Source organism: Pseudomonas laurentiana (assembly GCF_014648275.1).
In the GTDB taxonomy this organism is placed as follows: domain Bacteria; phylum Pseudomonadota; class Gammaproteobacteria; order Pseudomonadales; family Pseudomonadaceae; genus Aquipseudomonas; species Aquipseudomonas laurentiana.
Genome location: NZ_BMQU01000007.1, coordinates 175,883 through 197,003 on the forward strand (window position 1 = coordinate 175,883; position 21,121 = coordinate 197,003).

24 protein-coding genes and 1 pseudogene are annotated in these 21,121 nt (G+C 60.7%); 11 read left to right on the plus strand and 14 right to left on the minus strand.

Translation table 11 applies throughout. From position 1 onward, the window contains the following. Positions 1 to 107: 107 nt before the first annotated feature. From IE038_RS09635 to IE038_RS24470, 6 genes and pseudogenes are all read right to left on the minus strand, one after another. Positions 108 to 1,349: a heme biosynthesis HemY N-terminal domain-containing protein gene (locus IE038_RS09635; protein WP_189395523.1), complete on the minus strand. Its 1,242-nt coding sequence runs from the start codon at positions 1,347 to 1,349 to the stop codon at positions 108 to 110. Further along, positions 1,346 to 2,467, minus strand: a complete 1,122-nt coding sequence (locus IE038_RS09640) for a uroporphyrinogen-III C-methyltransferase (RefSeq protein ID WP_163935916.1) — start codon at positions 2,465 to 2,467, stop codon at positions 1,346 to 1,348. Before IE038_RS09640 ends, IE038_RS09635 begins: the two co-directional genes overlap by 4 nt. 46 nt (positions 2,468 to 2,513) lie before the next feature. Next, positions 2,514 to 3,281, minus strand: coding sequence for a uroporphyrinogen-III synthase (locus IE038_RS09645; RefSeq protein WP_163935913.1), 768 nt, complete (start codon positions 3,279 to 3,281; stop codon positions 2,514 to 2,516). Further along, entirely contained in the window at positions 3,278 to 4,219 is a 942-nt protein-coding gene (gene hemC, locus IE038_RS09650) for a hydroxymethylbilane synthase (protein ID WP_163935910.1), read from the minus strand. The genes IE038_RS09645 and hemC overlap by 4 nt, the downstream gene beginning before the upstream one ends. A 118-nt stretch (positions 4,220 to 4,337) precedes the next feature. Continuing rightward, the gene (locus IE038_RS09655; RefSeq protein WP_163935905.1) at positions 4,338 to 5,084 is read right to left on the minus strand and encodes a LytR/AlgR family response regulator transcription factor; all 747 of its coding nucleotides are present in this window, start codon (positions 5,082 to 5,084) and stop codon (positions 4,338 to 4,340) included. Next, positions 5,081 to 5,188: pseudogene (locus IE038_RS24470) on the minus strand (sensor histidine kinase); the annotation flags it as partial. The gene IE038_RS09655 and the pseudogene IE038_RS24470, both read right to left, overlap by 4 nt. A gap of 221 nt (positions 5,189 to 5,409) precedes the next feature. Between IE038_RS24470 and argH the strand changes: the two are divergent. Continuing rightward, on the plus strand, positions 5,410 to 6,804 hold the full coding sequence (gene argH / locus IE038_RS09660) for an argininosuccinate lyase (protein WP_065758043.1): 1,395 nt from the start codon (positions 5,410 to 5,412) through the stop codon (positions 6,802 to 6,804). A gap of 45 nt (positions 6,805 to 6,849) precedes the next feature. Here the strand turns inward: argH and IE038_RS09665 are convergent, their stop codons facing one another. Next, the gene (locus IE038_RS09665) at positions 6,850 to 7,512 is read right to left on the minus strand and encodes a glutathione S-transferase family protein (protein WP_163935902.1); all 663 of its coding nucleotides are present in this window, start codon (positions 7,510 to 7,512) and stop codon (positions 6,850 to 6,852) included. A 144-nt stretch (positions 7,513 to 7,656) separates the two neighbouring features. Between IE038_RS09665 and IE038_RS09670 the strand changes: the two genes are divergently transcribed. The 3 genes from IE038_RS09670 to IE038_RS09680 all read left to right on the plus strand — a co-directional run bounded on the left by IE038_RS09670 (position 7,657) and on the right by IE038_RS09680 (position 11,301). Continuing rightward, complete coding sequence (locus IE038_RS09670; protein ID WP_163935900.1) at positions 7,657 to 7,944, plus strand: hypothetical protein; 288 nt, start codon at positions 7,657 to 7,659, stop codon at positions 7,942 to 7,944. 69 nt (positions 7,945 to 8,013) lie between these two features. Next, the gene (locus tag IE038_RS09675) at positions 8,014 to 8,262 is read left to right on the plus strand and encodes a TIGR02647 family protein (protein ID WP_189395524.1); all 249 of its coding nucleotides are present in this window, start codon (positions 8,014 to 8,016) and stop codon (positions 8,260 to 8,262) included. Positions 8,263 to 8,463: 201 nt separating this feature from the next. After that, positions 8,464 to 11,301 (plus strand): class I adenylate cyclase, encoded by a 2,838-nt coding sequence (locus IE038_RS09680; protein ID WP_163935897.1) that lies wholly within the window; start codon positions 8,464 to 8,466, stop codon positions 11,299 to 11,301. 7 nt (positions 11,302 to 11,308) lie between these two features. On the opposite strand, the gene rnk is transcribed toward IE038_RS09680, so the two are convergent. The 3 genes from rnk to cyaY all read right to left on the minus strand — a co-directional run bounded on the left by rnk (position 11,309) and on the right by cyaY (position 12,419). Next, positions 11,309 to 11,719 (minus strand): nucleoside diphosphate kinase regulator, encoded by a 411-nt coding sequence (gene rnk / locus IE038_RS09685; protein ID WP_163935894.1) that lies wholly within the window; start codon positions 11,717 to 11,719, stop codon positions 11,309 to 11,311. A 144-nt stretch (positions 11,720 to 11,863) separates the two neighbouring features. Continuing rightward, positions 11,864 to 12,085, minus strand: a complete 222-nt coding sequence (locus IE038_RS09690; RefSeq protein WP_163935890.1) for a DUF1289 domain-containing protein — start codon at positions 12,083 to 12,085, stop codon at positions 11,864 to 11,866. 1 nt (position 12,086) lies between these two features. Continuing rightward, complete coding sequence (cyaY, locus tag IE038_RS09695; RefSeq protein WP_163935887.1) at positions 12,087 to 12,419, minus strand: iron donor protein CyaY; 333 nt, start codon at positions 12,417 to 12,419, stop codon at positions 12,087 to 12,089. Positions 12,420 to 12,615: 196 nt separating this feature from the next. On the opposite strand from cyaY, the gene lptM reads away from it, so the two are divergent. Genes lptM through IE038_RS09725 form a run of 6 tightly spaced genes read left to right on the plus strand, consistent with a single transcriptional unit; the run spans position 12,616 to position 17,187 of the window. Continuing rightward, a complete protein-coding gene (lptM, locus tag IE038_RS09700; RefSeq protein WP_009395706.1) occupies positions 12,616 to 12,753 on the plus strand; it encodes an LPS translocon maturation chaperone LptM in 138 nt (45 codons plus the stop codon). Between the two features lie 9 nt (positions 12,754 to 12,762). After that, the gene (gene lysA, locus IE038_RS09705) at positions 12,763 to 14,010 is read left to right on the plus strand and encodes a diaminopimelate decarboxylase (RefSeq protein WP_163935884.1); all 1,248 of its coding nucleotides are present in this window, start codon (positions 12,763 to 12,765) and stop codon (positions 14,008 to 14,010) included. A gap of 4 nt (positions 14,011 to 14,014) precedes the next feature. Continuing rightward, positions 14,015 to 14,845, plus strand: coding sequence for a diaminopimelate epimerase (gene dapF / locus IE038_RS09710; protein ID WP_189395525.1), 831 nt, complete (start codon positions 14,015 to 14,017; stop codon positions 14,843 to 14,845). A 13-nt stretch (positions 14,846 to 14,858) separates the two neighbouring features. After that, complete coding sequence (locus tag IE038_RS09715; protein WP_163935880.1) at positions 14,859 to 15,593, plus strand: DUF484 family protein; 735 nt, start codon at positions 14,859 to 14,861, stop codon at positions 15,591 to 15,593. A 2-nt stretch (positions 15,594 to 15,595) separates the two neighbouring features. Then, positions 15,596 to 16,495, plus strand: coding sequence for a tyrosine recombinase XerC (xerC, locus tag IE038_RS09720; RefSeq protein WP_163935877.1), 900 nt, complete (start codon positions 15,596 to 15,598; stop codon positions 16,493 to 16,495). Further along, positions 16,492 to 17,187 carry an HAD family hydrolase gene (locus IE038_RS09725; RefSeq protein WP_163935874.1) on the plus strand — a complete coding sequence of 232 codons (696 nt, stop codon included), beginning with the start codon at positions 16,492 to 16,494 and terminating at the stop codon, positions 17,185 to 17,187. Before xerC ends, IE038_RS09725 begins: the two co-directional genes overlap by 4 nt. A gap of 56 nt (positions 17,188 to 17,243) precedes the next feature. Here the strand turns inward: IE038_RS09725 and sutA are convergent, their stop codons facing one another. From sutA to glnK, 3 genes are all read right to left on the minus strand, one after another. Next, entirely contained in the window at positions 17,244 to 17,564 is a 321-nt protein-coding gene (gene sutA, locus IE038_RS09730) for a dormancy-specific transcriptional regulator SutA (RefSeq protein WP_099773278.1), read from the minus strand. 470 nt (positions 17,565 to 18,034) lie between these two features. Continuing rightward, complete coding sequence (locus IE038_RS09735; protein WP_189395526.1) at positions 18,035 to 19,366, minus strand: ammonium transporter; 1,332 nt, start codon at positions 19,364 to 19,366, stop codon at positions 18,035 to 18,037. 41 nt (positions 19,367 to 19,407) lie between these two features. Continuing rightward, entirely contained in the window at positions 19,408 to 19,746 is a 339-nt protein-coding gene (gene glnK, locus IE038_RS09740) for a P-II family nitrogen regulator (RefSeq protein ID WP_002555808.1), read from the minus strand. 408 nt (positions 19,747 to 20,154) lie between these two features. Between glnK and IE038_RS09745 the strand changes: the two genes are divergently transcribed. Further along, the gene (locus tag IE038_RS09745; RefSeq protein ID WP_163935871.1) at positions 20,155 to 20,430 is read left to right on the plus strand and encodes an accessory factor UbiK family protein; all 276 of its coding nucleotides are present in this window, start codon (positions 20,155 to 20,157) and stop codon (positions 20,428 to 20,430) included. A gap of 131 nt (positions 20,431 to 20,561) precedes the next feature. On the opposite strand, the gene IE038_RS09750 is transcribed toward IE038_RS09745, so the two are convergent. Next, positions 20,562 to 21,047 carry an ester cyclase gene (locus IE038_RS09750; RefSeq protein WP_163935868.1) on the minus strand — a complete coding sequence of 162 codons (486 nt, stop codon included), beginning with the start codon at positions 21,045 to 21,047 and terminating at the stop codon, positions 20,562 to 20,564. Positions 21,048 to 21,121: the final 74 nt, after the last annotated feature.

The window sequence follows — 21,121 nt, forward strand, 5'->3', positions numbered from 1 at the left end:
GAACGGACTGGCGAGAGGCCGCTGAAGGGTTAACAGAATACATGCCGTAGGAACAATTACCCGGTCATGCAGACCCGCTGTGACACGCAGGCCTGCACTCCGCATTGTTAGCTGCGAACAGCCTCAGGCAGGGGTAGCGCCAGCAGACGCTCATCCAACAGCACCAGGCCTTCCTGGAACAACTGGTTACTGCGATCCGTTTCACCCAGTCCCGCCAGCAAGCGCGCCAGCTCGGCACAGGTCTCGGGGTTGCGTTGCAACGTCAGGCTGCTTTCCAGATAGTCGCGCGCCTTGCCCCACAGGCGGTTCTGCAGACACAGACGACCGAGGGTCAACAACAGGCTTGGGTCATCGGGATGCTGCTTCAGCCAGCCTTCGGCAGTCTGCAACTGGCGCACGGGGTCGTCCCCCCGAACCAGTCCATATAGACGGGCAAGATGGCTCTCGTATTGACGCTTGAGCGCCGTACGCAAAGCCTTTTCGGCCAGTGCCTGCGCACCTAACTGGCGCAGTTGCTCGGCGTAGGCCAGCACCAGTTGCGGCTCCTGGCGCTGTGCCGAGGTCAACTGCTCCCAGGCACGCTCCAATGATTGAAGCCCGGTCTGATCGTCTTTCTCGCGACGGGCTGCCAACGACAGGTTCTCGCCCCAAGCACGCTGCTCCAACTCGCTCAGCTCAGCAGCTGGCAGGGCTTTTTCCTTGCGCAAAGCCGGGAACAAACGAATCAACGCAGACCAGTCACCGCGCTGCCGATGCAGGCGCTGCAACTGGCGCAACACCTGGACACTGTGCGGATGGCGATCATGCATGGCTTGCAGGGTTTCCAACGCGCCATCGAGGTCGCCTCGGTCAGTCTGCAACTGGGCATGGCTCAGGGCGATGGCCAGCTCGGCCTGGGGCTGACGCTCCAGGGCGCGCTCAAGCAGATTGTCGCAGTCTTCGGTACGACCGAGCTCGTTGGCAGCACGGGCGGCACCGAGGTAGTAGAGCAAGGGCTGACGCTCAGCCTCGGCAGCACGGTGGAGGTTGCGCTGGGCGCTGGCCCAACGGCCTTCAGCCAAATCCAGCTGTCCCTGTTCAATGGCCAGACGGGTACGCCGGTCGCGGTTGCGGCGAGACCACGGATTGACCACCCCACCCGAAACGAACACCACACTGAGCAGGTAGCGAGCGAGCAAGAACAGCAACCATAAACCCAGCAACACCGCCAACGTTGCCCACACACTGGACTCATAGCGGAAGAAGTTGCCGTAGGAAATCAGCACGTAGCCACTGTGGTGCGCCATGCCGATACCCACCAACGCGGCGACCACAATCGCCACGAACGTCAACAGGTAGACACGCTTCATGGGCGTGCCTCCTCGGTGGCCTTGCCGGTGGGCGCCTCTTCAGCCGGCAGATGACGACGCTCGATATACGCCTGAACCGCACTCAAACTTTGCGCAAGATCCGGTGTGACAACCGATACCGGTGCGTCAGCCAGGGCCTTTAAGCGTTCAAGCATGATCCGGCTTTGTGCATGATCGGGGTTGAAGTTGGCCAGCAGCACGCTACGCGCTTCTGCCAGCGCCTGGGCATACACGTTCGGTTCGCCGTTGAGCGCGGCCCACTGGGCTTGCTCAAGCGTCAGGCTCAGGGCCAGACGCACCTGGTTCAGCGCCTGCCCGGCCAACAATGGCCGGATATTTTCATCGGCATTGAAATCGATGCGAATGTAACGGGAAATCTTGTCCCACCACTGTGACCAACGGCTCGCGCCATCGCCATCCGCGATCAAAGCCGACTCACCGTCCGCCTTGACCTGGAAATCGGGTGCCAGCGCACTCAACTGCACCACTTGGTCGCGCAATGCTGCCAATTGCAGGAACAGCCCGGTGCGGTCCGGCTGCTCGACGCTGTGCAGCGCGGCCAGGCTCTTGGCCAACTGCTCACGGGCAGCGAAGGCACCTGGGTCGCTTTGCTCACGCAAAATCTCATCGGCACCCTGAACCAGAGCGCGGGCACTGGCAATGTCCTGCAATGCAGACAAGCGCAGGCTGGCCAGACGCAGCAGGTGCTCGGCCTCAGCCAAGCGCCAGTCTTTGCGGCTCGCACCCAACACACTTTCCAGGCGCTGACTCAAGCGTTGCTGGTCGCCCTGCAACTGCGCAACCAAACGGCGACGGTCTTCCAGTTCGGCGGCCGGTGGCAGCCCGGCAAGCTGTGCCGATAGCTGCTGCTCACGTGTTTGCAGCGCCTCGGCCAAGGTGTTCAGCGCTTGCAAATGCTCGCCTTGGGCCTGATCAGCGCCCTGGAGCTGGCGCACCTGCCATGCGCCCCAACCACCAACGGCCACACCGGCGGCACCCAGCAACAGTGCGAAAATCGCCAGGCCATTGCCGCCGCGCTTTGCTGCTGCGGCAGGCGTTTGTTCAGGCGCTTCGGGCGCCGACTGCACTTCATCGTTGGGCAAGACAGTTTCGCTCACGTATCCATCCTTCGCATTGGGGCACGTCGCCAATCAGCTTAGCGCCTTAGAGGGCAGGTGCAGGAGTCTCCTGCAACGCCGCCATCAAGGCCGCGGCATTGGCACCGCGACAATCTATTACATTCAGGGCGCCGGCTGCCCGGGCCTGTGCCGCCACCCTCGGGCTCGGCACAAAAAGCGGCAACCGCGCCACCTGTGGCCAGTCATCGCCGGCCAGTTGCTGCAAATGTTCAAACCCTTGGCCGCTGCTGACCACCAGGCCATTCAAGCGCTCCGCCTCGATACGCTGCTGCAATATCGACGGAGGATAGACAGGCAGGCAGCGTCGGTACAATTCGAGGTAGTCGACACTAGCACCTTGTTCGGCCAAACGCTCGGCCAACAACTCACGCCCGCCCTCACCGCGCATGATCAGTACGCGCGCATCGGGCCGGTGAATCGCATCATGTAACGCGGGCAGTTGTAACAGCGCCTCGCTGTCATCGCCGGTGCGGGGATAATGCACCTGCAGGCCATGGTCTTCCAGAATCTGAGCCGAGGCGGCGCCGACCGTGAACCAGGCTTGCTGAGGTGGTTGCGGCCAGTAACGGTCAAGCTGCGCCAACCCCAAGCGCGCCGCTGGCTTGCTCACGACAATAACCGCACAGTAGCGATCCAGGCGAACCACCCTGCCACGCTGCTCGGCATCAAGCGCCAACGGTTCGATTTCCAGCAAAGGCAGGCTGCTGCTGAAGACACCGCACTCGGCTAGCGTCTGCGCCAGCGCTGCACAGTCTTCGGCCGGCCGCGTGAGCAGCAGACGCCAGCTACTCACGGGTGACCGGCCTCGCCGTAAACAGCCTTGAGGATCTCACCGGCACCCTGTTTGAGCAGGTCTTCGGCGACCCGAATACCCAGCGCCTCGGCATCGGCACGGGCCGCGCGCGCTTCGGCGTTGAGCAACGTGCCGCCGCTGGGCTGGCCTACCAGCCCCCGCAACCATAGCTGATCGCCTTCCAGCACGGCATAACAGGCAATCGGCACCTGGCAACCACCGTTGAGGTGCTTGTTCAACGCACGCTCGGCACTCACCCGGTCGGCGGTGTCACGGTGGTGCAGCGGCGCCAACAACGCATGGATTTCGCTGTCGGCACTGCGGCACTCAATACCCACGGCGCCCTGGCCACCGGCCGGCAGGCTGTCATCGACACTGAGGGTGGAGCTGATACGGTCTTCAAAGCCGAGACGGATCAAGCCGGCAGCGGCCAGGATGATCGCGTCGTACTCGCCAGCATCGAGCTTGGCCAGACGGGTATTGACGTTGCCCCGCAGGAAGCGGATTTGCAGGTCGGGGCGACGCGCCAGCAGCTGTGCCTGACGGCGCAAGCTGGAGGTGCCGACCACACTGCCCGCTGGCAGGCTTTCGAGGTTTGGAAAGGTGTTGGAAACAAATGCGTCGCGCGGGTCTTCGCGCTCGCAGATGCAGTACAGGCCCAGGCCTTCAGGGAAGTCCATGGGTACGTCTTTCATCGAGTGCACCGCGATATCGGCTTCGCGCTCAAGCAGTGCGGTTTCCAGCTCCTTGACGAACAAGCCCTTGCCGCCAATCTTCGACAGCGGCGAATCAAGCAGCTTGTCACCGCGGCTGACCATTGGCACCAGCGTCACCAGCAAGCCGGGATGGGCTTCCTCTAGACGGGCTTTGACATATTCAGCCTGCCACAGGGCAAGGGCACTTTTGCGGGTGGCAATGCGGATTTCGCGAGTGGACATGGAACGATCCGTACGAGAGAGATGCTACGGATGATAACAGCTCAGTCGAACACGCTAGCAGATCTAAATCATCGGAAATGGTCGCCATCCCTGGCCCAATTGGCTCCAGCGCTGCCCTCTAAAGCTGCTGCATCATCTTGCGTACGCCCGCCACGTGCCGACGGCTGACCACCAACGCATCACCATTGAGCCCTTTCAGGTAGAGCTGGAAATGCCCCAGCGGCGTGCGCTGCAGACGCTCAATACGGTTGCGCGCGACCAATGCATTACGGTGGATACGGACAAAGCGGTCACCGAACTCATCCTCAAGGGCCTTGAGCGGTTCATCCAGCAGCACTTCGCCGGATTCGTGACGGAGGGTGACGTACTTGTGATCGGCGATGAAGTAAATGACCTGATCCAGCGGGATCATTTCGATGCCTTTGCGGGTTCTCGCACTGATATGGCTGCGAGGCCCGCTGCCACTTTCGGCGGCTGGCCGTGTCAGTGCCGCCAGTTGCACCCGGCTGGGGCGCTCGGCCCTGCGCAAACTGTCACGCAACTCCTCGGCACGTACCGGTTTGATCAGGCAGCCCAGGGTGCTGTCTTTGAATACATTCACTGCAAACTCGTCATCCGCCGTACAGAACACCACCGCTGGTGGTGCTTCACGCTCGCACAGGCGACCTGCCACCTGCAGGCCGTCCAGGCCTGGCATACGAATGTCGAGCAGGACGACATCGGGTTTAAGGCTGTCGATCAGGGCCAGGGCCTCTTCACCATTGGTGGCGCTAGGCTCCAGCACGGTATAGCCCTCAAGCTCGCCGAGCATACGGCTCAAGCGTTCGCGGGCTTGGGGTTCGTCATCAACGATCAGGACATTCATATTGCGCTGGATTCCTGCGTGAGTCTCGCACAAGGATAGCGTAGACAGGTGAAGTGACGACCGTCACGGCGATCCACGCTCAGACTCGCACGATGGCTAAAAATTCACTGGGTCGGCAGTAAAGATGCCAATCCTCAGTCCAACTGTAGACGGTTGCCGGAACACTGCCGTTCATTCGCCAAATATCCTGTCAAGAACACACCTTCAACAGCGCCTGCCAGAACCCCAATAGCCCATTTATGCCGACCGCCGAACGCCGTCAATGCTGCCAATCCTGCTATTATCGGCGCCACTTTTCCCGTTCACGCCTTCAACGAGCGAATCCATGAGCACTGACAAGACCAACCAGTCCTGGGGCGGCCGCTTCAGTGAGCCCGTCGACGCTTTCGTCGCCCGCTTCACCGCTTCCGTCAATTTCGACCAGCGCCTGTATCGCCACGACATCATGGGTTCGATCGCCCACGCCACCATGTTGGCGAAGGTCGGCGTTCTCACCGATGCCGAGCGCGACAGCATCATCGACGGGCTGAAAACCATCCAGAGCGAAATCGAGGCCGGCAACTTCGACTGGCGCATCGACCTCGAAGACGTTCACATGAACATCGAGGCGCGCCTGACCGATCGCATCGGCATCACCGGCAAGAAGCTGCACACCGGGCGCAGCCGTAACGACCAGGTCGCCACCGATATCCGCCTGTGGCTGCGTGACGAGATCGACCTGATCCTCGCGGAGATCACCCGACTGCAGCAAGGCCTGCTGGAACAGGCCGAGCGCGAAGCGGAAACCATCATGCCGGGCTTCACGCACCTGCAGACCGCGCAACCGGTTACCTTCGGCCACCATCTGCTGGCCTGGTTCGAAATGCTCAGCCGTGACTACGAGCGCCTGGTCGACTGCCGCAAACGCACCAATCGCATGCCCCTGGGCAGCGCCGCCCTGGCCGGTACCACCTACCCGATCGACCGTGAACTGACCTGCCAGTTGCTGGGCTTTGAGGCTGTAGCGGGCAACTCGCTGGACGGCGTCTCCGACCGTGACTTCGCTATCGAATTCTGTGCCGCCGCCAGCCTGGCGATGATGCACCTGTCGCGCTTCTCCGAAGAGCTGGTGCTGTGGACCAGTGCGCAGTTCCAGTTCATCGACCTGCCTGACCGCTTCTGCACCGGCAGCTCGATCATGCCGCAAAAGAAAAACCCGGATGTGCCAGAGCTCGTGCGCGGCAAGAGCGGCCGCGTATTCGGTGCCCTGACCGGTCTGCTGACCTTGATGAAAGGCCAGCCACTGGCCTACAACAAGGACAACCAGGAAGACAAAGAGCCGCTGTTCGACGCCGCCGACACCCTGCGCGACTCGCTGCGGGCCTTCGCCGACATGATCCCGGCCATCAAGCCGCGTCATGCGATCATGCGCGAAGCCGCACTGCGCGGTTTCTCCACCGCCACCGACCTGGCCGACTACCTGGTACGGCGCGGCCTGCCGTTCCGTGACTGCCACGAAATCGTCGGCCATGCGGTGAAATACGGCGTCGACACCGGCAAGGACCTGGCCGAAATGAGCCTGGACGAACTGCGCCAGTTCAGCGACCAGATCGAGCAAGACGTGTTTGCCGTCCTGACCCTGGAAGGCTCGGTCAACGCCCGTAACCACATTGGCGGTACCGCTCCAGCCCAGGTACGCGCTGCCGTACAACGCGGCAAGGCCCTGCTGGCCAGCCGCTAAGCCCCGACACAGGCTCGCCGTTCAGCACGGCGAGCCTGTTTCAATTCAGCGCTTGCCGCTGCGAATCATCTCGAGGAAAGCTGGCATCTGCGCGTCCTTGTCCGCTGCGATCTTCTGCACGTGCGGGTTCTCTTTGATCAGGGCAAACAGCGCCTTGGCCTGCGGGAAGCCTTCCAGCAAATCCTGACCAAACAACTTGAGACCGACGCCGCGCGCCAGATCGACGCTGTAGAAGAAGTACAGGTCGGCCAGGGTCAGCGTGTCACCGGCAACGTAAGGTGAGAACACGCCGTTGCGCTTGAGGGTATCGAACCCCGCCAACAGTTCGCCCTTGGCCTTTTCCTTGATGACCGCATCCACCTGCATGCCGAAAAACGCCTCGGGATAGCAGGCCCGCGCCGGCAACTCGATATACAGCTCGATTTCCTTGGCCAGTTCGCGCACCTTGGCACGCGCATAGGCCTCGGCAGGCAGCAAGGCATGCTCAGGATGCACCTGCTCGATGTACTCGATGATCACGCTGGTCTCACTGATAAAACCGTGCTCGGTTTCCAGTACCGGGACCTTGCCGCGCGGGCTGACCTGCAGAGCGTCGTCGCTCTGGCCGCCGTTGAACGGCACCTCTTCAAATGGCAGGCCCTTTTCCAGCAGTGCCAGTTTGACCATGTTGTAGTAGTTGCTGACTGCAAAACCATGAAGCTTGAGCATGAAAACAGCCTCCAGGCCGTAAGGAGTTGGCCCGGGGTGTTATAGAACGAATGGCCTGGGCTGACCAGCATCATGGATAGTGTCGATACTGCGACATGGCCCGTACGCTCATGGCAAACTGCAGGCTCAACGCGAGGAATCACCATGAGCGAACAGAACCAAATCGACAACGACGACGAAGAGACCTTCGCCGAAGCGACACTGACCCAAGCCATCGAGAACCAGATCGAGTCCGGTGAGCCACCCGCCGCAAAGGCTGCTTTCAACAAGCTGACGCTGGTAGGCTATGAGCGCGAAGACATCCTTAACCTGATGGCTCATGTTCTGGCTATCGAAATTGACGCCATGCTCGATGAGGACCGTGCATTCAACACCGAATGGTACGAGACTGCACTGCGCGCACTACCCGAACTACCGCCAGAAAAAGACTGAACTACACTCCAAGGCCAGGCATCCGCTACCAAGGTGCCAACCGAAAATTCAGGAAATGTCGGAGTATCTATGTCGTTTACCCCCGAGTTGGTTGCCGAACTGGAAATACTTGCACTGTTCAACCTGGCTAATACCCAGGAGGGCCTGAAAATTCACACCAAGACGGCGGCGCCCCAGGCGATTGCTGCCACGAAACGCCTGCATGACAAGGGGCTGATCACCCAAGCCGACGGCGGTTACCTGACCAGCCTGGGCCTGGACGCCGCCCAGAATGCACAGCTGCTGCTGACGATCCTTGCGGTAACCAAAGCGGCCTGAGCATCGACCAACACGTCGTAGACAAGCCTGCTCCCGCACCATGGTCTTGCGCGGCCCTTGGCCGCACAAGACCATGCCCCGCCTACTAAAAAATGGCGTCAAAAACCAAATACGGCTTAAACCGACTGCATTACTAGGGCTAAACTCGCCAGTGCTAACTGACGTTCCCTTGTCGAGCCTGTAGGCCGGTTTGAACCCATAATGAACCACCCCTATGAAATCCGCCCGGACCTGGACGCTGGCATCGACCGCAAGGTGCTCAGCCAGTTGCGCGCGCGTTTTCTTCGCCTCAACGAAGGCCGTCTGGCACGCGCCGTAGACGGGTTGTCCAGCCGACAACAACGTGTACTGAACCTGTTACCACTGCTCTTCCACGTCAATCACCCCCTGTTTCCCGGCTACGTTTCGGGTACCACGCCGGCAGGTGTTTCCTGCTACGAGCCCGACGCGCAGCTATTGGCTGAAGCGCAGCGCCTGACACGCTCGTTTGCCTATCGGCCTCGCCACGGCAACCCGCCGAGCCCCATTCATGGACTGTTCCTGATGGGTAGCCTCGGCACCCTGGCCCAGGCCGAACAAAGCGACATGGATGTGTGGGTATGCCACGCTTCCGACCTGAGCGACACCGCACTGGCCGAACTGCGCAAAAAATGCACACTGCTGGAGATCTGGGCTGCCAGCCAAGGCACCGAAGCACACATGTTCCTGATCGACCCGCAGCGATTCGTTCAGGGCGAACGCAACACCCGGCTCAGTTCGGAAGATTGCGGCACCACCCAGCATTACCTGCTGCTTGATGAGTTCTACCGCACAGCGATCTGGCTGGCTGGCCGCACACCACTTTGGTGGCTGGTACCCGTGCATGAGGAAGCGCGCTATGCCGAATTCACCAGCACCCTGCTGTCCAAACGCTTTGTCCGCGCCGAAGACGTTCTGGACCTCGGCCACCTGGCCCATATCCCCTCCGGCGAGTTCATCGGTGCCGGGCTCTGGCAACTCTATAAAGGCATTGAGTCACCCTACAAGTCAGTGCTCAAGCTGCTACTGACCGAAGTCTACGCCAGCGAGCACCCACACGTACGCTGCCTCAGCCTGCAGCTCAAGCAGGCCGTATTCGCCAACCGCCTGGACCTGGACGAGCTAGACCCCTATGTAATGGTCTACCGACGCATCGAGCGCTACCTGAAGGCCAGTGGCGACAGTCAACGGTTAGAACTGGTGCGACGCAGCCTGTACCTGAAGGTCAACAAAAAGCTCAGCAACCTGGCCCGCCAGCGTATTGGCGGCTGGCAACGCGAGCAGCTCGCGCGTCTGTGTGATGAGTGGGGTTGGGACGAACGTCAATTGGCCCTGCTAGACAGCCGCAGCCAATGGAAAGTCCGTCAGGTCGAAGCCGAGCGACGTGTGCTGGTCGATGAACTGAACTATGGCTACCGCTTTCTCAATCAGTTCGCACGCACTCAACAGGCCAGTAGTCGCATCGACCAACGCGACCTGAGCGTGCTTGGCCGACGCTTGCATGCGGCGTTCGGCCGCCGCGCCGGCAAGGTCGACTTCATCAATCCGGGGGTAGCCCCAGACTTGGCCGAAGACACGCTGACGCTGGTCCAATCGAGTACGGGCAACGCACCGGAGCACGTTCAGTGGGCCCTGTACAGCGGCAACCTGAGCCCGCAGGAGTGGGAGCACTTCGCCCCGCTCAAACGGTGCCGCAGTGTGATTGAACTCCTGACCTGGGCCCATCGCAATGGCGTGATCGACAGCAGTACGCGACTGGTCCTGTATCCCGGTAGCAGCAACCTGAGCGAGTACGAGTTGTTCAACCTGCTGGGTAGTCTGCAACACAGCGTGGCACTACCACTGGCCCCTGTCAGTGAAGAACGCCTGCTGCAACCCAGCGGGGCCGACGAGGTGCTGTTACTGGTGAATGTCGGTATCGACCCACTGCGCCACCACCGCGACCTGAACATCCTGATGACCACCGAACGTACCGACTCGCTGAGCTACGCCGGTGTGCGCGAGAATCTGGTACTGACCCTCGACCAGGTCACGCTCAACAGCTGGAACGAAGTACAGGTTCAGCGCTACGAAGGCGAACATGCCCTGCTACGCTGCCTGCGCGATTACCTGAGCAGCCTTGAGCGCGAGGCACCTGCGCCACGCCTCAGGGTACGTTGCTTCTGTCATAACCGCGCCCAGGCCATTGCCCTGCGCGTTGAAGAAGTCTTCTTGTGTGCTCAGGCCTTACTGGAGCAACCGCTCAGTTACCGCTACATGATCCAGGTGCAGCAGCATACGCACGTGCTCGACTTGCAACCTGGCGCAACCGATATGGTCACGCTGAACGACCACGCCACCCTTCTGGCGTATCTGGGCCAGGAGCGAGGCCACTACAGCCACCTGCACCTGGATGCCAACGCACTGCAGGAACATGACCTGGCGCAGGTACTTGCGCTCGGCCAGCCACACGCCCTTCAAGTGTTCTACCGTCTGTGGGATGACTGGGCCGATGTCTATGTCCTGGATGAACACAACGTCTTGTGGCAGCAGCGCCTGCCGCTGCATGACGAGAGCAGCCTGCTATTGCCCTTGCAGCGCTTTCTACAAGCGGTGGCGTTTCGCCAGAACGCTCGCCAGCCTCTGGCCGACGGCGCCCTGGCCATCCATTACTATCAGATCATGTCATCCGGTGGAGGCCGCGCACGTCGGATCGAGCCTCGCCCTGCACCACTGGACAGCAGTGGCAGGTCCTTCTATGACGTACAGGCCATCATACAGACGGGCGCAACCGCATCAGCCCAGGTCACGCTGTACTGTAATCAAAAGGAATTTTCCGCACTCGACCATGGCGACCAGCTGTATGCCATGGTCGCGCGGGAGATCATTGAGCAGCGCCGTGAGACCGCGCACTACCGCTGCTACATCACCGACCTGGACCTGTCCGACCTGCTCACTGAAAGCCCGGGTTCAAGCATCCGCTACCTGCGCTACAAAGACGAACTGGAAGCGCGCTTGAACGAGGCGTTGGCCCTGCTCTAAACCAGGCTCAGAGGTCGAAGTCACCGGCAGCTTCTGGCTGGTATTCAACTTCCAGCAGCTTGAGCTTTAGGGTCTTGCCGCCCGGTGCCGGCCAATCGATCTGCTCGCCTACCGACAAGCCCAGCAAGGCGCAACCAATGGGCGCCAGGATCGAGACGCTGCCTTCGGAACCGGCATCCTTCGGGTAGACCAGGGTCAGGTGATAGTCCTTGCCACTGGCTTCCTCACGGCAATGCACGCGGGAGTTCATGGTCACCACACCGGCCGGGACCTCCTCGTGACCGACGACCTGCTCGGCGCGGTCCAGCTCGTCCTGCAAGGCGAGCACACCCGGCACGTTTTCGTCGAGGCTATCGATCAAACGCTCAAGACGCTGTACGTCCAATCGGGTGAGGATAAGGGAAGGCTTGGTGCTCATGATCCAGTCAGACTCCTTTTATGGGCGATATAAAGAAAAACCCCGCCCAAGGGCGGGGTTTTCAGGAACTCGGCAGTGCCGATATACGTTGGACACTACCACAGCCCGGTAAATACACAAGAGGCGGTGGCGGACAGCCGTGGCTCAGCGGACCTCGGCCTGAGTACGTCGGGCGAGTGCTTCGCGGCAGATCTGACGGCGCTGCTCGTCATCTGCCGAACGCCACTGGCGGATATCCTCGACGTGCCGAAAACACCCCAGGCAGACCTTCTGCTCGTCGAGTCGGCACAGGCTGATACACGGTGAAGCCACCGCCGGGCTGACATTGCTGTACAGCGGCTTGGCCGGCTTGCTGGCAACACTCATTTCAAATCTCGTCGAAGTCGAGCTTCTCGCCAGACTGCTCGGAGACAATGCGCACCAACATTTCGCCCAACAGCTCGTCAGTGGTATCACACATCCACTTCTTGCTTTCCTGGTCGTAATCGAAATGGAAACCGCCGCTACGGGCCGCCAGCCACAACTGACGCAATGGCTCCTGTCGGCTGAAGATCAACTGGCTGCCGTTGTCGAACTTGACGGTCAGGACACCGGCCGAGTTTTCCAGATCCAGGTCCAGGTCGCTCTCGTCGAACAGGTCTTCCAGTGCCTGTTGGGTGGCATCGACCAAGTCGTGAAAACGTGCTTCGCTCAAACTCATTGCAAGAACCTCGAAAATTTCTGCTCACGCGCAAGCCGGGCACGATACGAGGCCGGCGCGGCGAATGCAAAGGATACCGACCACTGCCGCTGCGGTGTAGCCTCGCCCCCGCCCGATGGCGGGCGAGCTACATAGGCAAGGCGCTGAGCGCTCGGTATACTCGGGCGCAATACTGCTTATTTCAAAGGATTTCGCCATGAAGCGCCTGATCTCCTCCCTCGCGGCGCTCGTCGCGGTTGCCTGCCTCGTCTCCGCCTGTGGTCAAAAGGGTCCTCTGTACCTGCCTGACGACAGCAAGGATGGCAAAAAATCGCAATCGCACCAGCACCAGTAAGGGAATCCAATGGACGCTTTCAGCTACCGCGACGGTGAACTGTTCGCGGAAGGCGTAGCGCTGTCAGCCATCGCCGAGCGCTTCGCAACGCCTACTTATGTCTATTCGCGCGCGCACATCGAAGAGCGCTACCGCAGCTATACCGATGCGCTGAAAGGCGTATCGCACCTGGTCTGCTTTGCGGTCAAGGCGAACTCCAACCTGGCGGTGCTGAATGTGCTTGCGCGCTTGGGCGCAGGCTTCGACATCGTTTCCGGCGGTGAACTGGAACGCGTTCTGGCGGCTGGCGGACGAGCCGACCGCGTGGTGTTCTCCGGCGTCGGCAAGACCCGTGAAGACATGCGTCGGGCCCTGGAGGTCGGTGTTCACTGCTTCAACGTCGAGTCCACCGACGAACTGGAACGCCTGCAGGTGGTCGCCGCCGAAATGGGCGTACGTGCGCCGATTTCGCTTCGGGTCAACCCCGACGTCGATGCCGGTACCCACCCGTACATTTCCACCGGCCTGAAAGAAAACAAGTTCGGCATCGCCATCGCCGATGCCGAGGCTGTCTATGTGCGAGCGGCACAGCTGCCGAACCTGGAAGTGGTGGGTGTCGACTGCCATATCGGTTCGCAACTGACCACCCTCGACCCGTTCCTGGACGCACTCGATCGCCTGCTGGCGCTGATCGACCGCCTCGCCGAATGCGGCATCCACCTGCGTCACCTGGACCTGGGTGGCGGTGTTGGCGTGCGCTACAACGACGAGCAGCCACCGCTGATCGCCGACTACATCAAGGCCGTACGCGAGCGTATCGGCGGACGTGACCTGACCCTGGTCTTTGAACCGGGTCGTTACATCGTCGCCAATGCCGGCGTGCTGCTGACCCGCGTCGAATACCTCAAGCACACTGAGCACAAGGACTTCGCCATCGTCGATGCGGCGATGAACGACCTGATCCGCCCAGCCCTGTACCAGGCCTGGATGGACGTAACGGCCGTGCAGCCACGTGACGGCGAGCCACGCACCTATGACGTGGTCGGGCCGATCTGCGAGACGGGCGACTTCCTGGCCAAATCGCGCCAACTGAACCTGGCCGAAGGCGACCTGCTTGCCGTGCATTCTGCGGGTGCCTATGGCTTTGTCATGAGCTCGAACTACAACACCCGTGGCCGCTGCGCCGAAGTTCTGGTCGATGGCGACCAGGCCTTTGAAGTGCGTCGTCGCGAGACCGTAGCCGAACTGTTCGCAGGCGAAAGCCAGTTGCCGGAGTAACCCCATGCTGCTGCGTTTTACTAAAATGCATGGCCTGGGCAATGACTTCATGGTCCTCGACCTGGTCAGCCAGCATGCACATATTCTGCCCAAGCACGCCAAGCAATGGGGTGACCGGCATACCGGTATCGGCTTCGATCAATTGCTGATCGTCGAGGCACCGAGCAATCCGGACGTGGACTTTCGCTACCGGATCTTCAACGCCGACGGCTCCGAAGTGGAGCAGTGTGGTAACGGCGCACGCTGCTTTGCCCGCTTCGTGCTGGACAAGCGCCTGACCGCAAAGAAACGTATCCGCGTCGAAACCCGTAGCGGCGTCATCGAGCTCAATGTGCGCAACGATGGGCAGATCTGCGTCGACATGGGTCCACCGCGCCTGATCCCGGCGGATATCCCGTTCCAGGCACCCGAGCAGGCCCTGAGCTATTCAGTGGATGTCGACGGCCAGAGCGTCGAGATGGCGGCTGTCTCCATGGGCAACCCGCATGCCGTGCTGCGCGTCGACGACATCAACCAGGCACCGGTACACACGCTGGGGCCGAAGATCGAACACCATCCACGCTTCCCTCAGCGTGTGAATGTCGGCTTCATCCAGGTCATTGATCGGCACCGCGCACAACTGCGGGTCTGGGAACGGGGCGCCGGGGAAACCCAGGCCTGCGGTACCGGCGCCTGCGCTGCTGCCGTGGCCGCGATCAGCCAAGGCTGGATGGATTCCCCCCTGCTTATCGACCTGCCAGGCGGGCGCCTGTCGATCGAATGGGCAGGGCCTGGCCACCCGGTAATGATGACCGGGCCGGCCGTTCGAGTTTTCGAAGGACAGGTTCGTCTATGAGTGAGTATCAGCCATGACCGATCAGCCCCAGGCCCCCGTCGAACACCCCGCCCCGAGTGATCAGGGCATGACACCGGCCCTTGGGGCCGAGGCCGTGGCCGCCTACTTGCGCGCCAACCCGGCGTTTTTCGCCGAGCATGATGAACTGTTGGTAGAGCTGCACGTCCCTCACCAGCGTGGCGATAGCGTCTCGCTGGTCGAGCGCCAGCTCAAGCTCCTGCGTGATCGCAACATCGAGATGCGCCATCGCCTGTCGCAACTGATGGACGTCGCCCGCGACAACGACCGCCTGTTCGACAAGACCCGTCGCTTGATCCTTGACCTGCTCGATGCCAACAGCCTCGAGGAAGTAGTCATGGCCGTCGAAGACAGCCTGCGCCAGGAGTTCAAGGTACCGTTTGTCAGCCTAATCCTGTTCAGCGACAACGCTACCTCGGTAGGCCGCTGGGTCAACAGCACCGAGGCCCAGCAAGCCATTGGCGGGCTGCTCTGTGGCGGCAAGACGGTCAGCGGCTCGCTGCGTGACCATGAGCTGGATTTCCTGTTTGGCGAAGAACAGCGCAAAGAAGTTGGCTCCAGCGCTGTCGCCGTACTCAACCATCAGGGCCTGCACGGTGTGCTGGCAATCGGCAGCCGTGACCCGCAGCACTACAAGAGCAGTGTCGGCACCCTGTTCCTGGGCTACATTGCCGAAGTCCTGGGCCGTGTCGTTCCACGCTTCACGCAAACCCTGCGTTCGGTACGCTAGCCATGCAGCGCCAGCTGGAGGCGTTCTGTGCGCACCTGCGTAACGAACGCCAGGTGTCGCCACATACCCAACAGGCCTACCGGCGCGACCTCGATAATGTCCTGGCGTATTGCGCCAAGGCTGGTATCGACAGCTGGGATGCCCTGCAGATTCAACAACTGCGCCAGTTCGTCGCCCGCCAGCATCAGCACGGCCAATCCTCGCGCAGCCTGGCGCGCATGCTCTCGGCCGTGCGCGGCTTCTATCGGTACCTCAACCGTGAAGGGCTGTGCAGCCACGACCCAGCCAACGGCCTGTCAGCCCCCAAGGGCGAGCGGCGCCTGCCCAAGACTTTGGACACCGACCGCGCCCTGCAACTGCTCGACGGTGCCGTTGAAGACGACTTTATCGGCCGACGCGATCAGGCCATCCTTGAACTGTTCTACTCCTCCGGGCTGCGCCTGTCAGAGCTGACCAGCCTGAACATGGAACAACTGGACCTCGCCGCTGGCCTGGTACAGGTACACGGCAAAGGCAGCAAGACCCGCGTACTGCCGGTGGGCCGCAAAGCCCGCGAGGCCCTGCAGCAGTGGTTCAAACTGCGCGGCATGAGCGCGCCTGAAGATGGCGCAGTGTTTGTCAGTCGCCAGGGTCGCCGCCTTGGACCCCAGGCGGTCCGGCTGCGGGTACAGGCGGCTGGCGTAAGGGAACTGGGGCAGAACCTGCATCCACACATGTTGCGGCACTCTTTTGCCAGCCACCTGCTGGAGTCCTCCCAAGACCTGCGCGCCGTCCAGGAAATGCTCGGCCATGCCGACATCGCCACCACGCAGATCTACACTCACCTGGACTTCCAACACTTGGCTGCGGTTTACGACAGCGCCCATCCACGGGCCAAGCGCAGTAAGGACAGCGACACATGAGTATCGAGCTGATCACCTTCGACCTGGACGACACCCTGTGGGACACCGCTCCGGTTATCGTCAGCGCCGAAGCCGTCCTGCGAGACTGGCTGGCGGCCAATGCACCCAACCTGGGGCCTGTGCCGGTCGAGCACCTGTATGCCATTCGCGAGCGCGTGGTGCAGGCCGAACCGGGGCTCAAGCACCGCATCAGCGCACTGCGGCGCCGGGTGCTGTTCCATGCACTGGAAGAGGTTGGCTACAGCGAAGCGCACGCCCGGGAACTGGCCAACGAGGGCTTTGAAGTCTTCCTGCATGCCCGCCATCAAATCGACATTTTCCCGGAAGTGCAGCCGGTGCTGGAGTTGCTCTGCCGTCACTACAGCCTGGGCGTCGTCACCAACGGCAATGCGGATGTACGCCGCCTGGGCTTGGCCGACTACTTCAAGTTCACCTTGTGCGCAGAGGACCTGGGGATAGGCAAGCCCGACCCGCAGCCCTTCCTGGAAGCCCTGCGCCGTGGCCAGGTGGAAGCCAGTGCAGCCGTCCATATTGGCGATCACCCCGGCGACGATATCGCGGGCGCCCAACAGGCAGGTTTGCGGGCGATCTGGTTCAACCCCCAAGGCAAGACCTGGGAGGCCGAACAACACCCGGATGCTGAAATCCGGCGCCTGTCGCAGCTACCCGAAATCCTGTCCCGCTGGCGCTAGGAGCCCGCACACAAAAAAGCCCGCAGCGACAGCGGGCTTTTTGTTGCAACAACCACTCAGATAGGGCGGCTACCGTACTTGTTGTCCGGCTTCTTGGGCGGGTCAGCGACCACGTTCGGCTCAACTTCCTGCACCTTGCCACCACGAGCCAGGAACTCTTCCATGGCCTTGGCCAAGGCATCACGCTCTTTCTGCTTGGCTTCCATGCTCGGCATCTCGTCAACCGAGACAGCCGCCTTGGATTTGCCTTTGGCGACCGGTACGGGACTGTCGTCACCGTCGTCTGCCACGTCTTCGGCTGCTGCTTCCAGGCCTTCGTCGCCTTCGTCTTCGTCGCCTACTTCGAGGTCATCATTTTCCAGATCGTCGTCGCTCATGTTCTACCTCATGACTTGCGAAAAGCACGTTAGTTATAGACCCGCGGCGCCAATAGCGAAGCCGCTGGGTAAAATTCAAGAATGATGGGTAACCCATCACCCGAAACGCTCGCCCTACAGGCAAACGCCGTGCGAGCCCGACAAACACCGAGCCCGACAAAAAGTAAAGAGCTACCGGCGAAAACCGCGCCGGCCTACCCTGGCGTCATGGGCATGCCCACTGACAAGCCTAGCAAAGGGTACCGAAGTGTGCGGACCACTGATAAGCACCCTTCGGCGCGCATTCTAGCGTGCTGTGGGAAAAAACAAAGTGTCTAAATATCCTTCATCGCTGTAAGCCTTGAGCTTTAGGGCAAACGATCTCTGGCAGTAGCTGTGCAAGTATTTGAGGAAACCGTTTGCGTGTAATTTCCCGCTCAAATCGCAGGCAAAAAAATGCCCGGCGAACCGGGCAGATTTTTTCGTGGCGATTACAGCGCGTAACCACGCTCGTTGTGCTGAGCCAGGTCGAGGCCGACCGACTCTTCTTCTTCGTTGACCCGCAGCCCCATGATCAGGTCCAGAACCTTGAGGATCACGTAGGTGGCGATTGCAGTGTAAATAACCGTGAAGCCTACGCCCTTGGCCTGAATCCAGACTTGTGCGGCGATGTCCTCGACGGTGCCGAAACCACCCAGGGAGGGCGCGGCAAACACACCAGTCAGGAGCGCGCCGACAATACCGCCGATGCCGTGTACACCGAAGGCATCCAGCGAGTCGTCATAACCCAGTTTGCGCTTGAGGCTGGTGGCGCAGAAGAAGCAGATCACCGAAGCAACCAGACCGATCACCAGCGCCCCCATCGGGCCTACGGTACCTGCGGCAGGGGTAATGGCTACCAAGCCTGCAACCACGCCCGAAGCGATACCCAGGGCGCTTGGTTTACCGTGCGTCAGCCACTCGGAAAGCATCCAGCCCAGCGCAGCGGCGGCAGTGGCAATCTGGGTGACCAGCATGGCCATACCGGCGGTGCCGTTGGCGGCGGCCGCAGAACCGGCGTTGAAGCCAAACCAGCCGACCCAGAGCATGGCCGCACCCATCAGGGTGTAACCCAGGTTATGGGGCGCCATTGGGGTGATCGGGAAGCCTTTACGCTTGCCCAAGACCAGGCACGCCACCAAGCCCGCGATACCAGCGTTGATATGCACCACGGTGCCGCCCGCGAAGTCCAGTACGCCCCAATCCCACAACAGGCCGCCGTTGCCGCTCCAGACCATGTGGGCAATCGGTGCGTAGACCACGGTGAACCAGATAGCCATGAAGATCAGCATGGCCGAGAACTTCATACGCTCGGCAAAGGCACCGACAATCAGTGCGGGGGTAATGATCGCGAAGGTCATCTGGAAGGTGATGAACACGGATTCCGGGAACAAGGCCGTCGCAGAGGTCATGCTGGAAGGCGTCACACCGGCGAGAAACGCCTTGGACATGCCGCCGACGAATGAATGGAAGTTGACTACGCCTTGTTCCATACCGGTGGTATCGAACGCCATGCTATAGCCATAAACGACCCAGAGAATACTGATCAGGCCAGTGATCGCAAAGCACTGCATCATCACCGACAGTACGTTCTTGGACCGCACCATGCCGCCGTAAAACAGCGCCAGGCCGGGGATGGTCATGAACAGCACCAAAGCTGTAGAGGTCAACATCCAGGCGGTATCGCCAGAGTTGAGCGCAGGTGCTGCGTCCTCTGCCAGGGCGAGGCCAGGCATTATGAGGGACAAAAGGGCTCCTAGCCCTGCGAACTGACGCAGAGTCATGATGTTATCTCCTGGGGCGTTGGGTTTGGGGCGGCTTTTTGTTAGATCGCGTCGGTATCGGTTTCGCCGGTACGAATACGGATAGCCTGTTCCAGATTCACCACAAAGATCTTGCCGTCACCGATCTTGCCGGTATTGGCTGCCTTGGTGATGGCTTCGATGACCCGGTCCAGATCCTTGTCGTCAATGGCGACATCAATCTTCACCTTTGGCAGGAAATCGACCACATACTCCGCACCGCGATACAGCTCGGTATGGCCTTTCTGCCGACCGAAACCTTTGACTTCGGTGACGGTAATGCCCTGCACGCCGATTTCAGACAACGACTCGCGCACGTCGTCCAATTTGAACGGCTTGATGATGGCAGTGACTAGCTTCATGAAACTTTCTCCCGAATTGGTGGACTTGCCCCAGGAAAACAAACCCGACTCAAGTCTAAGCGCAGCGCCTGGCTTTGTAACGCGTCGTCGACCATTCATCCTCATGTCGACGCCACAAACCACGTCTTACGAAACACGTCCTTCGCTCCGTTTGCGCACTGCATCGTCACAGCGGCAGCATCGGTGCATGGGTCACGTTGGTCTAAGCAGAAACCTTGCCATGTCCGACAAATTCACCAATTACAAAGACTTACGGCAATCCGGTCAGTTTGGCCATTCGCCAGCAAGGTACGGACGCACAACTACGGTGCGCGGCATTGCGCCGCGATGCGCAAAAAGTGTGCAATGCGAGCCCGGTTTCCTTGCGTGATACACTGCGGGCCTTGTGGAATTTTCTGGATACTGCCCATGCTCGCGCCCAAAGCCTTTCTCGATGCCCTGAGCGACCAGGCCTCGCGCCTTTTCAGCAGCGATACTTCGCAACCTCGCAGCGAACTGGAAAGCCAGTTCAAGGCTCTGCTGCAAAGCGGTTTCAGCAAGCTTGAGCTGGTCAGCCGCGAAGAGTTCGACAGCCAGATGGTGGTACTGGCCCGCACCCGCGCCCGCCTGGAGGCGCTGGAGGCCAAAGTGCTGGAACTGGAAGCGCGGATGACACCGCCGGTAGAAACGGCTTCCGAGCAGTAATCACCCACACGCAGCGGCTGATACCGAGCGAACTGCGTGGGACGAGGGAACAAGACTTGCCTGCGATAGTACCTACGCGAGGCGCATTAAGTACGCAGTGCCTGCGCTGACCAGCCTTGTTCCCTGTCCGGTTACCAGCCCAACTGCTTGTTGAAGGACAACGCATCATAGTAATCATGCTGCGTCGCAATCTTGCCGTCCTTCAGGCGGATAAAGCTGACCCCTTTAAAGCTCAACGGCTTGTTGGTCGCAGGGGTCTCAGGTGCCCAGGCACCGGTGTTGTGGCCGTCGAACTGCCATTCAAAAGCAATGTTGTCGCCCTCAATGATGGGCTGACCCACCATTTGCCACTTCAAATCAGGCACCGCATCGATAAACAGCTTGATGACTTTGTCCCTGGCCGTCTCCCTACCGACCTGAGGGATCCCAACGGACGCGTCCAGAAACTCCCCATTTTCGGCAAAGTATTGCGCCGCCGCGTCAGGGTCGTGTTTGTTCCACGCACTCATGTACGCGTTGACGATGCTCAGGGTGTTCTGTTTTTCCGCCGCAATCGACAACTGGGCGAACAAGAGAACGGTCAGGAAGCTAATCAGACGTATCGATAGTCGACGCATGGTATTTCCTCTTCGTTTGTTGCTGTTGTGGTAGAGACGGAAACAGGTAGCCGTGGCGACAGCGACGTACGCCA